This window comes from Sphingomonas sp. CFBP 13728 (genome assembly GCF_014841895.1).
Lineage (GTDB): Bacteria > Pseudomonadota > Alphaproteobacteria > Sphingomonadales > Sphingomonadaceae > Sphingomonas.
This window is the reverse complement of record NZ_JACYUS010000001.1, coordinates 1,855,349-1,870,485: the sequence shown is the minus strand read 5'-3', so window position 1 is coordinate 1,870,485 and position 15,137 is coordinate 1,855,349. Positions and strand designations below refer to the sequence as shown.

Below are 15,137 nucleotides of genomic sequence, written 5' to 3'. Positions count from 1 at the left end.
ACTCGCCGGCTTAAACCTCAATCGTACCGACTTCGTTCCGGTGATCGGACCGTAAGTCACGCATATAAAACGTATTTCAGAAGGCGGTCGGCCGTCCAGCTACCCAGGTCTCGACGACCTTGTCGGCATCGTCGATCGATCGCGCCGGATCGCCGTCGAGTACGAGCAGGTCGGCGCGCAGTCCCGGCGCGATGATACCGCGGTCGCGCAACGCCAGCAGGCCCGCAGCGTTCGCGGTGGCCACCTGCAACGCCTGTACCGGGGGCAGTCCGGCCTGCACCATCAGTGCGAGTTCGCGATGTTCGGCGATGCCGGGAACGCGAACCGCACTTGCGCCACTGTCGGTGCCGAAACCGATCTTCACGCCCGCATCGTAGAGCGTCTTCAGGTTGCGCAGGTTCATCGCCAGCGACGTGCGTGCGTCGGCGGTCTTTGGATCTGCCAGGATCTTGGCGCGCCACGCCGGATTGTCGATCTGCCGGGCAAGCGCCGGTGACAGCGCCGCCCGTGCGAACGGGGTCAGCGTCCACGGCGCGCGATCGGCCCAAGCGAACGTCGCTTCGTCGAGCTGGAGCGTGGCGATGTACCATACCCCCTTCGCCTTCAGCGTCGCAACGAAGCTTGGTGGCACAGGCTTGTCGCGAACGCCGTGCGCGATGATGTCCGCACCTGCCGCGACGATCGCCTCGGCATCCGCCAGATCGTGGATATGCGCGGCGACGCGAAGCCCGCGCGCATGCGCCTCGGCGATCACGGCGTTGTAGATCGCCGGGCTCATCTTCACCGGTACGCTGCCGCCGAAATCGTCGAGCCACAGCTTTACCAGGTCGGTCTTCTCGGCGGCCATCATCGCCACCGCCTTGCGTGCCTCGTCGGGCGTCGACGGACGGAAGAGCTGGTCAGGGCCGACCTTGAGCATCGCCTGGGGCGGCGCGCCGTTGGGAACGCCGATGCCCTGCATCACCCCGAACAGGTCTGCGCCAGCGATCCGCCCGGCATGGGCGTCGGCACGGATGGCGGCGAACGACGGCGCGTTGTTGCCCAGTGCGGTCACCGTGGTGACGCCGTAGCGGCGGAACTGCGCGAGCTGCGCGACGATGTTGGCGCGTGTGTAGTTCTGCGCGCCGGTCTCGGTGCCGCTCACCTGCCCGACATGGCTATGGTCGGAGATCAGCCCCGGTATCACGCTGCGCCCGTGATAGTCGCGTCGCTCGGCCCCGGCCGGAACCGCGACCTTGCCCGCCGCGACGATCCGCCCTTCGGTAATCACGATCGTCGCATCCTCGACCGGTGCGCCGCCGCGCCCGTCGATCAGCCGGACCCCGGTGATCGCCACGGTCTGCGCGAGCGCGGGCGTCGCGAGGGCACTGGCGGCCAGCAAGCCCGAAACCAGGTAGCGCATCATCGTTCATCCTCGATCGGTGCCGTCATCACGACGCGCAGCCCGGGCATGTTGTCGTCCTGCTCGATCGTCCCCGACAGTCCGGCGACCACCGCGTTCATCATCCGGCTGCCGAACCCGACTCGTCCATCCGTCGCTGTCGCAGCCTTGCCGACGCCCTTGTCCGCGACGATCAGCCGCAACCGGCTACGATGCTGTTCGAGCGCGATCAGGATCGGCCCTGGCTTGCCGGCATAGGCATATTTGCTGGCGTTGATGATCAGTTCGGTCAGCACCAGTCCGATGTTCACCGCACGGTCTGTGGGTACCAGCACCGGCGCCAGATCCAGGCTGATGTGCGCCGACCAGTCCTCGCCGAGCGACGTCTTCATGTCGTCCGCGAGTTCTTCCAGATACCGCGACAGGTCGACCGATTCGACCTGGTCGTCGCGGTACAGCCGGCGGTGGACCAGCGCGACCGCCGCGAGCCGCGCCTGTGCCTCGGCCAGATGCGCCTTCACCTTCGCATCGTCGGACGACTTCGCCTGCAACGACAGGAACGCGGCAACCAGTTGCAGGCTGTTCTGCACGCGGTGATTGACCTCCTTCATCAGGACGTCCTTCTGCGCGATCAGCGCATCCTTGTCGGCGAGCGTCCGCTGGAGGTCGGCGTTCAGCAACCGCAGTCTTTGGTTGACGTACGCATCGTGGAACGCCCGACGCAGCCGGTGCGCGGCCTCGATCTCCTCGCGCGTCCAGCGTCGCGAGCGACCGCTGACCGCCTGCGTCCAGGATTCGAACGAGGTACGCGGCGTCAGCATCGCATTCGGATCGAGCGAAACCGCCTTGTGAGGATTGCCCGCCCACTCGACCTCTTCGATCTGCTCGGCACGAAACCACAGCAGCACCGCTCCCTCGTCGACCAGCGACAGCGCGAGCAGACCGCTTGCCTGCGCACGGTATGCTTCGGCGCGGGGAAACAGCGACGGCAGCTCGTGTGTCGTGAACGGCTCGATCACACCGCGCGTGCGTGCCCATGCCGCGAGATCGAGAATGTCGTCCTTGCTCGGACACGGCCCGTCGGTGTCGACGATCGTGCCCTCGACATAGGCGAAACCGTCGCCGCCGAGCATCCGCCGAAGATCGTCGCGCAACGCGGCGACGATGCTGCGCGGGGCCGGTTCGGTCGCGAGCTTGGGGATGACCGCATCCTCCGCCGCGCGCAGCCGCAGCCGCTCGCGGTACGTCTCCGCCTCTTCCTTCGCGCGGATCTGGCGCGCCAGTCCGCTGGCCAGCGTCGCCGACGCCGCACGAATGTCGGGGGTCAGGCCCTTAGGCGTACCGTGATGGCAGGCGATCAGACCCCAGAGCAGCCCGTCCTTGACGATCGAGATCGACGCCGACGCCGCCACGCCCATGTTGGCGAGATAGCGCAGATGGATCGGCGACACGCTGCGCAGCGCGACGTCGCTCAGGTCGAGCGTCTCGAACCCGGCCGGGCGCAGCACCGCGGGCACGTAATCGATCGCCGGGATCGTCCGCGTCCGGTTGCGCACGTACAGCGCGCGCGCCTGTTTCGGAATGTCCGACGCGGGGAAATGGTGATTGAGGAACGTGCCGAGCCCTGTCGCCTTGTCCTCCGCCATTACGCGGCCCGCCTTGTCGTCGAGGAAGCGATAGACCATGACGCGGTCGAAACCGGTCAACTGCCGGAACGCGGTCGCGGCGCGCTCGCACAACGTCTGGAGGTTGCTCGCGCGCTCGAACGTCATCGCCATCGCATTGAGCCGGCCGAGCATGCCAGCCGCAGTGACCGGCTCACCTTCGACGGGTTCGAGTTCGACCAGCACGTGTTCAGAGGTACGGTGGAGGGTGATATCGAACCGCTCGGTCGGGCCCGCTACCGGCAGTCCGGCCAGCGCGACGCCGGCGACCGTGTCATTGGCTATGAGTGTCGCAGCGATATCCTGCGCCAACAGCGCCGACAGGTCGCGGCCGAGCCAGTCGGGGGTCAGGCGGGTCTCGAGATCGCCCGCGCCTGCCACGACCGTCAGACTGGTCGCGTCGGCGACGAGCAGCAGGCCATGCGGCTGGATCGCACCTGGAATGTGGATCGGCTCGCGGTCGCACGCATTGAGGTCCAGCCCCACGCCATCGGTGGAACCGGCAATATCGCTCGACGCGTTCATCTACCCGAAACTCTCCTATCGAGCCCCGATCATGCAACCCCCGGCGGAACAAAGCAAATACCCGCAGCGGGTTACGATATTAATCTGAAGCAATATCGCGCGGTGCGGACTCGGCATAGCGGCGCGCGATCACGGCGCAGGCGATCAACTGCAACTGGTGGAACAGCATGACGGGCAGCAGGATCACGCCGACCTGCGCGGGCGGGAACAGCACGCCGGCCATCGGCACGCCCGACGCGAGGCTCTTCTTCGAGCCACAGAATTGCAGCACGATCGCATCCTCGCGGGGCAGCTTCATCAGCCGCGCAACGGCAAACGTTAGCCCAAGCACGAAGGCGAGCAGCGCGGCGCACAGCAGTCCGATCAGGATCAGGTCGCCGATCGACAATTTGGTCCACAGCCCTTCCACCACGGCGGCACCGAACGCGCTGTAGACGACCAGCAGGATCGAACCCCGATCGACCACCGTCAGCAGGCCTTTGTTGCGCGTCACCCACGCACCGATCCACGGGCGCAACAGATGTCCTGCGACGAACGGCACCAGCAGTTGCAGCACGATCGCCTCGATACTCTCGATCGAGATCCCGCCGCTGCCCGAAGTGTTCATCAGCAGCGCGACCAGCGCCGGCGTCACGAGGATGCCGAGCAGGTTGGAGAAGGACGCGCTGCACACCGCCGCCGCGACATTGCCGCGCGCGATCGCGGTGAAGGCGATCGACGACTGCACGGTCGAGGGGAGCAGCGTCAGGAACAGCAACCCGGCGGCGAGCGGCCCGGTCACGAACGGCAATGCGGTCAGCCCAAGCCCGAACAGCGGGAACGCGACGAAGGTGATGGCCAGCACCGCCAGATGCAGCTTCCAGTTGCGCAGCCCCGCCCAGATCGCATCGCGCGACAGCTTCGCGCCGTGCAGGAAGAACAGCAGGACGATGCCAATATCGGCGGCGTAACCGACGATCGTCGCCATCTCGCCACGTGCCGGCAGCAGGCTCGCCAGCACCACGGTGCCGAGCAGCATCAAGATGAACGGCTCGAAGACCGCCAGGAACCGCCCGATCACGGATGCGCCTTCACATAGGCGTCGAGCGTCGCGAGGTGGCCGCTGAGCGCGTCGTCGTCCAGGAAACTGCCGAGGAAGCTGTTGCGCGCGAGCGTCACGACCTGCTCGCGAGACAAGTTCTTGGCCCACGCTGTCTGGCGGAAATTCTCGCCGATATAGCCACCGAAATACGCCGGATCGTCCGAATGGATCGTCGCGCGCAGGCCGAGATCGAGCATCCGGTCGATCGGATGGTTCTCCAGCCGGTCGACGTTGCGCAGCGCGACGTTCGACAACGGGCACACGGTGAGCGTCATCGCATCGCGTGCGAGGCGCGCGACCAGCGCCGGATCCTCCAGCGCGCGGTTGCCGTGGTCTATGCGGTCCACCTGAAGGATATCGAGCGCCTCGTGGATATAGGCGGGCGGGCCCTCCTCGCCGGCATGCGCGCACAGCATCAGTCCGGCATCCGCCGACGCCGCGAACACGCGTGCGAACTTCGACGGCGGATGGCCGACCTCGGACGAATCGAGCCCGACGCCGATGAACTGGTCGAGCCACGGCTCCGCCTGCGCGAACGTCTTGAACGCGTCCTCCTCGTCAAGGTGGCGCAGGAAGCTCATGATCAGCCCGACCGACATGCCGTGCTTGGCCTGCGCCTCGTCGATCCCCGCGAACAGCCCGCGCGCGACGACGTCGAACGGGATGCCGCGATGCGTGTGCGTCTGCGGATCGAAGAAGATCTCGGCGTGGACGACGCCGTCCTGCGCGACGCGGTCGAAATAGGCGACCGCCAGATCGCGGAAATCCTCTTCGGTCTGAAGCACTGCTGCGCCGGCGTAATAGATGTCGAGGAAGGTCTGGAGATTGGTGAAGCTGTACGCGGCGCGGACGTCTTCTACGCTCTTGAACGGGATTGCGACCTTGTTGCGCTCGGCCAGCGCGAACATCAGCTCGGGCTCGAGGCTGCCCTCGATATGGAGGTGGAGTTCCGCCTTGGGCAGGTTCGTGATGAAGTCGTCGGTCATAGCTCGTCCTGTCGCTTGGGTCGCGTCGGCTGCAACCATTCCGCCCGCCACGCACTACCGCAAGTGCGAAAGCCGTTGCATGACAATCCTGTCACGTTACCGAGCGGCGATACTTACGCGAAGGACACCATCGATGCCGACAGGATTGGTCGCACTGCTCGACGACATTGCCGGGATCACCAAGCTCGCCGCCGCCAGCCTCGACGATATCGCCGCGACCACCGGCAAGGCGGGCAGCAAGGCGATCGGCGTGGTGGTCGACGATGCCGCCGTCACGCCGCGCTACATGGTCGGGTTCGAGCCGAAGCGCGAACTGCCGATGATCGGGAAGATCGCGCTGGGATCGTTCCGCAACAAACTGGTCTTCATCCTGCCGGCAGCGCTGGCACTCAGCGCGTTCGCACCGTGGCTGCTGACGCCGTTGCTGATGATCGGCGGCACCTATTTGTGCTTCGAGGGCGCGGAGAAGATTCTCGAGGCATTCGGCGGCGGTCATGCCGAGGAGGTCGTCGCCGAGCCGGTCGATGCAGCGACGCTTGAGGCACAGAAGGTCTCGGGCGCGATCCGCACCGACTTCATCCTGTCCGCCGAGATCATGGTCATCGCGCTGTCCGATGTCGCGACCAAGCCGATCTGGGAGCAGGCGATCGTGCTGGCGCTGGTCGGGATCGTCATCACCATCGGCGTCTACGGCGTGGTCGCGCTGATCGTGAAGATGGACGATATCGGGCTGCATCTGGCGCAGCGCAGCAGCGCGGTCGTGCAGACGATCGGGCGTGGGCTAGTGAAGGGCATGCCGATCGTGATGTCGGCGCTGTCGGTGATCGGGACGGCGGCGATGGTGTGGGTCGGCGGGCAGATCATCGTTCACGGGATCGAGGAGTTCGGGTTTACCACGCTGCCGCACTGGATCCATGACACTGCGGAAGCCGCCTCGCATGCGGTGCCGTTCGCCAAGGGCGCGGTGAATTGGGTGATGAATGCGTTCTTCTCGGGGATCGTCGGTCTGATCCTTGGCGGCGCGATCGCGCTGGGGCTCCATGCGGTGAAGAAGCCGAAGGCGCACTGACCGGGAGAGCGTTGTCCGCCCTACCTTGTTCTCCCGCGAAGGCGGGAGCCCAGTCTGGGTCCCCGCCTTCGCGGGGAAACACGTCGCGCTTGGTTATGAGGCGCTACCACCACCATCAAACACCACCCCGGCGAAGGCCGGGGCCCAATTGGGGAACAGAGGTAACGGCGGATAGTCCCCCGTTACTGCGACCTTTCCAATTGGGCCCCGGCCTTCGCCGGGGTGGTGCTTCTGTTGGGAAGGAGACGCCCCCTACTTAGCCGTCCACTTCCCCATCCAGCCCAGCACTTCCCCATACCATTGCCGCGAGTTCTTCGGCTTCAGCACCCAGTGGTTCTCCCCCGGGTTCACCAGCAACCGCGACGGGATCCCTCGCCGCTGCAACGCAGTGAACGTCGCCAGCCCCTGCGTGTACGGAATCCGGAAGTCCTTCTCGCCGGTGATCACCAGCATCGGCGTCTTCCACTTGGCCACGTAATTGACCGGGTTCCATTTCTCGAACGCCTGCGGGTCCTCGTAATAGGCCTTCCCGCCATGCTCCCATTCGTCGAACCAGAGTTCTTCCGTCTCGTAGGCCATCGCGCGCGCGTCGAACACGCCGTCATGCTGGACGATGCACTTGAAGCGATCGGGCCACTGCCCCTCGATCCAGTTCATCATATAGCCGCCGTACGACGCACCGAGCGCGCACGCATTGTCGGCATCGAGCCACGCGAACTTGTCGGTCGCGGCAGCCAGCCCCTTCTTCAGATCCTCGAGCGGCCAGCCGCCCCAGTTGTTGCTGATCGCGTCGGTGAAGCCCTGTCCGTACCCGGTCGACCCATGGAAATCGACCGCGACCAAGCCGTAGCCAGCGCCGGCGAACACCGCCGGGTTCCAGCGATACGACCAGCTGTTGTTGCTCGATCCCTGCGGGCCGCCGTGGACCATGTAGGCAACCGGGACCTTCCCCGTGGAGCCGTACGGCTTCACCGCATAGCCCCAGACGGTGTCCGCGTTCGCGCCCTTGAAGTTGAACCGCGTGACCGTCGGCATGTCGATCCCGGCAAGCTTCGTCGCGTTGACCTGCGTCAGCCGCTGCGGTGTGCCGGTGCCCGCGATACGGTAGAAATCGGCGGGTGCGGTGAGGCTGTCGATCGCCACCACAGGCCCCCGCGGCGTGATCGCGACCGCGCTGACGTGACCCTCCTGCGTCAGCCGCGCGACCGCACCGCTGGTCGCATCGACACGGAACAGCGGCGTCTCCTGCGTGTCGTCCGCCGTCACGTAGAGCGACTTCGAGTCGGGCGCCCACGCGATCGAGCCGACCGACCGGTCCCAGCGCTCGGTCAGCGACACCGTCTTGCCGCTGGCGATATCGCGCAACGTCAGTACCTGGCGATCCGCCTCGAACCCCGGCCGGCGCATCGCGAAGTATGCAAGCGTGCGGCCATCGGGCGACACGGTTGGGAGGTTGTCGGTCGCCTTGTTCGTCGCGGTCAGGTTCACCGGCGCCGCCGAGCCGTCCGCGGGCACCGAGAAGATGTCGAGATTGGTCGACAGCGCTTCGATCCGGCCGGCCTCGCGCAGCGCAAAATAGACGGTGCGGCCGTCCGGGCTCCACGAGATTTCCTCGCCGCCGCCATTCGGCTTGGACGGAGTATCACCGACCAACGCGCCGACTAGCGGAACACCGTTTCCGGTCGCACCTGCGGCGGTCAGCGGCAACACGAACAGTTGCGAGCGCGTGCCGTCCGCCCACGTATCCCAATGCCGCACGAACAGCTGGTCGTACGTCCGGCCGGCCCCCGCGTTGGGATCCTTCTTCACCATCGCTGGCTCGAGGCTCGGCGCACCCGGCTTGCGATCCGCCCAGACGAGCAGTTTGTCGCCCGTCGGCGCGACCTTGAAGCCGCTGAACCCGCCCTTGAAGCTGGTGACGCGCCGCGACGCGCCGCCCGTGACCGGCACCGACCAGACCGCATCCTCGCCGCCCTTGTCGGACGTGAAGTACACGGTGTTGCCGACGATCTGCGGGTCGTTCTCGTTGACCTGCGGATCGGCGAGCAGCTTCACCGGCGCCGCGCCCGGCTTGCTCAGGTCGAGCCGCCAGAGATCGTAGCGCCCCTTGTCCGCCGCGAGATCGGTCTCGCGCTGTGCCCAGACGAGCCAATGCCCGTCCTGCGACGCGGTCGGCGCACCGACGCGGCTGAGCATCGTCACGTCGTCGATGGTGAGTTGCCGGGCGGCGGCAGGGGCACTCGCGAAGGCGAGCACGGCGAGGCTGGCGGAGAGCATGATCTTCATGGGCCGCTTGATAGGACGCATGCGGGAGCGCGCGCAATCACCAGGGTTTGCTTGCCTTGGACGTTTCAGGTCGCTTGCAAGACAGCGCCCGTTCAGATCATGGCGGTATCAGGCCACAATCGCCCAACGCCTCCAGGATCGCCGTGTATGTTGATGACCTTGATCCGCGCGACGGCGAGCGCGCTGCTGGTGATTGCCATGGCGACCGCGTCCGTGGCGCAGGTCGTTCCTCCGCCCACAAGCGGAGCGGCGCGTGTCCAATTGCCGGTCGATGCGTTGATGCAGGATGCAGCCGAATATGCGCAGCGGTTCGGCGTGCCGTTCGACGAGGCGATGCGGCGCATGCGTGCGCAGGGCGACAGCGTACCGGCAACCGACGCGCTGCGCGAAACCTTCAAGGATCGCTGGGCCGGAATAGCGATCGAGCATCTGCCGACCTACCGGATCGTCGTGCTGCTGACCGGCACCGATCCGGTCGCGGAGCAGTCGGTGATGGCAGGCGGCATGACCGTGCCGATCGTCTTCCGCACCGGCGCTGCCGCGACGCGCGAGGCCGTGCTCGCGGCGATCACCCGCTACCAGGCGAAGATCCGCGATTCCCTGCCGCATCCGCCTGGACTCGGCGTGGACCAGAGGACCGGCGAGCTCGTCGTGATGACCGCCAGTGCGGACTCCGATCTTGACCGGAACGGCGAATTGCGCGCGCGGATCACGGCGATGACGGGCGTACCGGTGCGGATCGATGTCGTAGATCGGCCGCCGGTCGACATGGCGCAGGACCAGGTCGTTCCGGTCCCCACGCTCATACCCGCCCCGGTCGACAGCGGCGCGATCGAGGGCGGGGCGCGCGTCGTCGGGACGGTCGATGGCAAGCGCTATGCCTGCACGACCGGCTTCGTCGTGTCCGACGGTTTGCGCAACGGCGTGGTCACCGCGGCGCATTGCCCGGACACGCTTTCCTATGTCGGCAAGCGCCCTTCGGACGGCAGCCGCGAGGAATGGCCGCTGGCGTTCGTCGGGCAATGGGGCTGGGGGTATCAGGACGTACAGGTCAACGTCGCGACCGCCCCAGGCGTCGGCTACGCACCGCTGTTCTACGCCGACACCGCCAAGACGCTCGCGCGGCCCGTCGCCACGTGGCGCTACCGGACGAGCACGCGCGCGGGCGACTTCGTGTGCCATCGCGGCGAGCGTACCGGCTATAGCTGTGCGGTGATCGCGATGGTCGATTTTGCGCCGGCGGGCGATCTGTGCGGGGGCGCGTGCCTGCCGACCTGGGTCGCGGTCGAGGGGCCGACGTGCAAGGCCGGCGACAGCGGCGCGCCGGTGTTCGAGGGCAGCACCGCGCTGGGCCTCGTCAAGGGCGGCACCTATCGCCGCGACGGGACGTGCCTGTTCTATTATTACATGTCGACCGACTATCTACCGCAGGGCTGGACGCTGCTGCACCAGTAACACGGCGTCGGGCGCGCTGATTGTGTCTCCCCGCCAAGCGCTGTACGTCCCGCCGGGAACACGGTGCCGCCGAGCGCCGATCGGCGGCCTATCGACACGGGCATGACATGGACTCCTCGGGCCTTGAGGCCGTTTTCCTGGCTAATCGCGATACGCTGCTGCGGTTTATCCGCTCGCTCGGCGCGAGCGATGCGGAGGATCTTGTGCAAGAACTATGGGTGAGGATCCAGACAGCCCCAACCGGCCCGATCGCGTCGCCGCTATCGTACCTCTACCGGATGGCGAACAACCTGATGCTCGATCGCCACCGCGCGGTGCGGCAGGCGGAGAAGCGCGATCGCGAATGGACCGAGGTGACCGGGGGACCGTCGCTAGACCGCTCCGAGGAGCCCTCCGCCGAACGCGTCGTGATCGCGCGCGAGCAGGCGGCGCTGGCGGAGTCGGCGTTGCAGTCGGTCGGCGATCGGGCGGCGCGGATTTTCCGACGTCACCGGATCGATGGGGTCGAGCAACGTGTGGTTGCAGCGGAGTTCGGGGTGAGCCTCAGCACGATCGAGGGTGATCTGCGCAAAGCCTATCGTGCGATGATCGATGCGAAGCGACGTTACGATGAGGCTTGATCGCAACGTCTCCGTCTTCGGCTATAGGAGGCCATGATGGCGGAGCATGACGATATCGAAGCACGCACGCTGAACGAGACCGCGCTGGATTGGGTGGTCCGCACCGGCAGCGATGCGTTCGACGACTGGCCGGCGTTCCACGCCTGGCTGGAGGCGGACCCGCGTCATGCGGCGGCGTATCATGCGATGTCGATGGATATCGAGGAGATGGCTGCGACTGTGCCGCCCGTGCAGGCCGCGCCGATCGTCATGCAGCCTCCGCGGAGACGGTGGCCGGTATGGGCCGGTGGAGCGATCGCCGCGTCGCTCGCGCTGTTCGTCGGGTATGAGTCGATCGAGACGCGCGCGCATCCTTATGCCGTCGAAACCGCGGCGGGGACGATGCGAACGGTTCGGCTTGCCGATGGCAGCACGATCGCGATGGGCGGCGCGACGCGGCTGATGCTCGATCGCAACGACCCGCGGATCGCGACGCTGGAGCGCGGCGAGGCGATGTTCGTAGTCCGGCACGACGACAGCGATCCGTTCGAGGTGAGCGTCGGTGGCGCGCGGCTGGTCGATGTCGGCACCGCGTTCGACGTGAAGCACGCGCGCGGCGAAACCCGCGTCGCCGTGTCGGAAGGTGCAGTCGACTACAACCCGGGACAGGGCGGCATCCGGCTCGTGAAGGGACAGGGGCTGGTCGTGCGCGACGGCAAGGCGACTGTGACCGCAGTGGATGTGGCGAGCGTCGGATCGTGGCGCGACAGCGTGCTGGCGTATGAAGGCGCGACGCTGGCGGAAGTCGCGGACGACCTGTCGCGTGCGCTCGGCGTCGATCTGCGCGCCGATCCGGGCGTCGCGAAACGCGCGTTCAGCGGCAGCATCGCGACCGCCAAGCTGTCGGGCGATCCCCGCCTCGCCGCGCCGCTGCTGGGTGTCGCGATCCGCAAGCGTGGCGGTCACTGGGTGATGTCCTCGCGCTCGTGAGGATGCGCGGATGTCTGGTCGTCGCGGCGCTAGCCGTCGCCGCTCCCGCGCAGGCGGGGCAGGGGGCGGTCGACTTGTCGGCGGGGCGTCTTGGGGATGCGGTGCTGGCGCTCGGGCGGCAGTCGGGGACGAGCATCGTCGTCGGCGATCCGGGACTGTGGGCGCGTCGCGTGCCGGCAGTGCGTGGGCGGATGACCGCGCGCGAGGCGCTCGACCGACTGGCGACTGCCGCGAATGCCGATGTCGTCGCAGCGGGTGCGGTCGGATGGCGGCTGACCGCTCGCGCACCGCGCGTCGTTCGGGTGAAGCGTCCGAAGGTCGTTCCGATCGCCGCGCCATCCGCGGTCCAGGGTGCGGACATCGTCGTCACCGGCAGCAAGCGCGACGTGCGACTGCGCGATTTCGCAGGGCAGGTCGCGTTGCTCGATGGCGTCGACCTCGCGCTCGGCGGTGCGGGCGGGACCGAGGCGATCCTCGCGCGGCTGGCCGGCGTATCGTCGACGCATCTGGGAGCGGGCCGCAACAAGCTGTTCATCCGCGGGATCGCCGATTCCAGCTTCACCGGACCGACCCAGACCACCGTCGGCCAGTATTTCGGCGACCTGCGGCTGAGCTATAACGCGCCCGATCCCGACCTGCGGCTCTACGATATCGCCTCGGTCGAGGTGCTCGAAGGACCACAGGGGACGCTGTACGGCGCAGGCTCGCTCGGCGGCATCATCCGCACCGTGCCGAACGCGCCGGAACTGGGCGCGGTGTCGGCGTCGATCGCAGGCGGCCTCTCCGCGACGTGGCACGGTGATCCGGGCGCGGATCTGGGCGCGACGCTGAACGTGCCGCTCGGCGAGCGCGTGGCGCTGCGCGTCGTCGGCTACGGCGTGAGCGAAGGCGGATATATCGACAATCCGGTGCTCGACCGGCGCGACGTGAACCGGACGCGGATCGGCGGTGGCCGCGCGGCGCTGTGGCTCGATGCGGGGAATGGCTGGACGGTCGATCTCGGCGGGATCGGGCAATGGACCAAGGGCGACGACAGCCAGTACGCGGACCGCAACGCGCCGCCGCTGACCCGGTCGAGCGCGATCGTGCAGGGGTTCTCGGCGGACTACACGATGGGGCAGCTCGTCGTGTCGGGCGCGATCGGCGGGCTGAAGGTGAAGTCCTCGACCGGGATCGTCAGCCAGACGCTGACCGAACGGTACGACGCGACCCTGCCGGCCGTCGATCCGACGCTACCGATCACCAATTGGCCTGCATTCGGCAGCCCCCTGACGACAGCCGCGGGCAGCCCGCGCGTGTTCGCGCAGCGCAACGCGACCGGCATGATCGCAAACGAGACGCGGGTATGGCGGCCGATGCGCAACGGGTTCGGCTGGGTGGTCGGCGGCAGTTTTACGCATAATCGCACGCGGTTGTCGCGCTCGCTCGGCCCGGTCGATGCGCCCGCGCCGGTGACGGGCGTGACCAACAGCATCGACGAGGCGACGCTGTACGGCGAGGGCAGCGTGCAACTGGTTCGCGGATTGACCGCCACCGCCGGCGCGCGGGTCACGCGGGCATCGCTAGCGGGGACCGGCGAGGATATCGCACCGGCGCGGCTTGAAACGGTCGCGCTGGCCCGTGCGCGCGTGACGGCGGACCGGATCGAGACGAGCGTGCTGCCGTCCGCCTCGCTGATCGCGGCGGTGTTGCCGAAAGTGTCGCTGTACGGCCGCTACCAGCAGGGGTTTCGACCTGGCGGGCTGGCAATCGAGAGTGATTTCGTCCGACGGTTCGAGAATGATCGTGTGCGGACGCTGGAGACCGGCATGCGCTTCGGGCTCGCCGGTGTCGATCGCGCGTACCTGACGGCGAGCGTGTCGCACACGATCTGGCAGGATATCCAGGCGGACTTCATCGACGCCACCGGCTTGCCAAGCACCGCCAACATCGGCGACGGGCGGATCTGGACGTTCAGCGCGGCGGGCGGGTGGAAGCCGCTCGCCGGGCTGACGCTCGACGCCGGCTTCACCTACAACGACAGCCGCGTCACCGAACCGAGCGCGGCGCTGTTCATGGCGCTGGCGCGGATGAGCCAGGTGCCGAACATCGCGCGCTATGCCGGGCGGCTCGGGGCGGACTACCGGCGTGATATCGGGCGGGACCTGGAACTGCGGGTCTATGGCTGGGCGCGCTATGTAGGGCGGTCGCGCTTGGGCGTCGGGCCGGTGCTGGGCGAGGAGCAGGGGGACTATCTCGACACGGCGCTTACTGCGCGGATCGGGCGGCCGTCGTTGGGCGTGACGCTTGGGGTGACGAACCTGACGGATAGTGTGGGCAACCGGTTCGCGCTCGGTACGCCGTTCCAGGTAGGCAGCGGGCAGATCACCCCGCAACGTCCGAGGACAATCCGCATCGGCTTGGACGCCGCCTTCTAACTTCCCCCCTCCCTGGAAGGGAGGGGTCGGGGGTGGGTCGGCTTCCGCATATTCGAATGGTGGTGGCTCAAACGGGCCGACCCACCCCCAGCCCCTCCCTTCAGGGAGGGGAGCTAGAAGGTCCCGACGCTTACTCCTTCGCGTTCACCAGTGCTCGCTGATCGGCCGGCAGCAATGCCAGCGCGGTTTTGTAGCAGTCGTCCACGTGTGAATTACCGACAAGTTTCATGGCGCCGAAGCTGATCGTTGCCGCTACCGCCGAGCCCGCGAACGGGATGAACTTCGCCATCGATCCCACGGCGATGCGGGCGCCGACGCGGCGGAGGAGGGCGGCGACGATGCGTTTGGTCACCATCCGGCCGATCATCGTGTTGCCCAGACTCGACGCCATTACGAGCGCCTGCTGCGCGAGCTGTGGCTCCATCGTCTTGACCTGCTCATGATCGAGCCCGAAGCGCTTGCTGATCTCGGGCAGCAGCTTGGTGAGCAGGCCGATGTCCGCGACGATGTCCGCGCCGGGGATCGGCACGACCGCCGCGCCCGCCGACATCACCGAGCGCGTCGTGACGAGGCGCTTGCTGTCGTCGCGGATGCGGTCGAGTTCGGCGATGGTGGTGATCATGCTGGCATTTCCCTGAAGATATCCGCCGCACAACGCGCCGCCTCCGCCATTGTGCCGCACGA

At 67.3% G+C, this 15,137-nt stretch carries 11 protein-coding genes; 5 read left to right on the top strand and 6 right to left on the bottom strand.

Features of this window, described 5'->3' with window-relative positions:
* Nucleotides 1-76 precede the first annotated feature (76 nt).
* From IFT67_RS08410 to IFT67_RS08395, 4 genes are all read right to left on the bottom strand, one after another.
* Nucleotides 77-1,405 (bottom strand): amidohydrolase family protein, encoded by a 1,329-nt coding sequence (locus tag IFT67_RS08410; RefSeq protein WP_192146171.1) that lies wholly within the window; start codon nt 1,403-1,405, stop codon nt 77-79.
* Nucleotides 1,402-3,570, bottom strand: a complete 2,169-nt coding sequence (locus tag IFT67_RS08405) for a histidine kinase dimerization/phosphoacceptor domain -containing protein (RefSeq protein WP_192146169.1) — start codon at nt 3,568-3,570, stop codon at nt 1,402-1,404. The genes IFT67_RS08410 and IFT67_RS08405 overlap by 4 nt, the downstream gene beginning before the upstream one ends.
* Before the next feature lie 79 nt (nt 3,571-3,649).
* Nucleotides 3,650-4,627: a bile acid:sodium symporter family protein gene (locus IFT67_RS08400; RefSeq protein ID WP_446740809.1), complete on the bottom strand. Its 978-nt coding sequence runs from the start codon at nt 4,625-4,627 to the stop codon at nt 3,650-3,652.
* The gene (locus tag IFT67_RS08395) at nt 4,627-5,637 is read right to left on the bottom strand and encodes an adenosine deaminase (protein WP_192146167.1); all 1,011 of its coding nucleotides are present in this window, start codon (nt 5,635-5,637) and stop codon (nt 4,627-4,629) included. The genes IFT67_RS08400 and IFT67_RS08395 overlap by 1 nt, the downstream gene beginning before the upstream one ends.
* A 133-nt stretch (nt 5,638-5,770) precedes the next feature.
* Between IFT67_RS08395 and IFT67_RS08390 the strand changes: the two genes are divergently transcribed.
* Entirely contained in the window at nt 5,771-6,706 is a 936-nt protein-coding gene (locus IFT67_RS08390) for a DUF808 domain-containing protein (RefSeq protein WP_192146165.1), read from the top strand.
* Between the two features lie 252 nt (nt 6,707-6,958).
* On the opposite strand, the gene IFT67_RS08385 is transcribed toward IFT67_RS08390, so the two are convergent.
* The gene (locus tag IFT67_RS08385) at nt 6,959-8,992 is read right to left on the bottom strand and encodes a S9 family peptidase (protein ID WP_192146163.1); all 2,034 of its coding nucleotides are present in this window, start codon (nt 8,990-8,992) and stop codon (nt 6,959-6,961) included.
* Between the two features lie 147 nt (nt 8,993-9,139).
* On the opposite strand from IFT67_RS08385, the gene IFT67_RS08380 reads away from it, so the two are divergent.
* From IFT67_RS08380 to IFT67_RS08365, 4 genes are all read left to right on the top strand, one after another.
* The gene (locus IFT67_RS08380; protein ID WP_244647203.1) at nt 9,140-10,447 is read left to right on the top strand and encodes a chymotrypsin family serine protease; all 1,308 of its coding nucleotides are present in this window, start codon (nt 9,140-9,142) and stop codon (nt 10,445-10,447) included.
* 107 nt (nt 10,448-10,554) lie between these two features.
* A complete protein-coding gene (locus IFT67_RS08375) occupies nt 10,555-11,067 on the top strand; it encodes an RNA polymerase sigma factor (RefSeq protein ID WP_192146161.1) in 513 nt (170 codons plus the stop codon).
* A gap of 33 nt (nt 11,068-11,100) precedes the next feature.
* On the top strand, nt 11,101-12,036 hold the full coding sequence (locus IFT67_RS08370) for a FecR family protein (RefSeq protein WP_192146159.1): 936 nt from the start codon (nt 11,101-11,103) through the stop codon (nt 12,034-12,036).
* Between the two features lie 2 nt (nt 12,037-12,038).
* Entirely contained in the window at nt 12,039-14,453 is a 2,415-nt protein-coding gene (locus IFT67_RS08365; protein WP_192146618.1) for a TonB-dependent receptor, read from the top strand.
* A gap of 130 nt (nt 14,454-14,583) precedes the next feature.
* On the opposite strand, the gene IFT67_RS08360 is transcribed toward IFT67_RS08365, so the two are convergent.
* A complete protein-coding gene (locus IFT67_RS08360; protein WP_192146157.1) occupies nt 14,584-15,075 on the bottom strand; it encodes a hypothetical protein in 492 nt (163 codons plus the stop codon).
* Nucleotides 15,076-15,137: the final 62 nt, after the last annotated feature.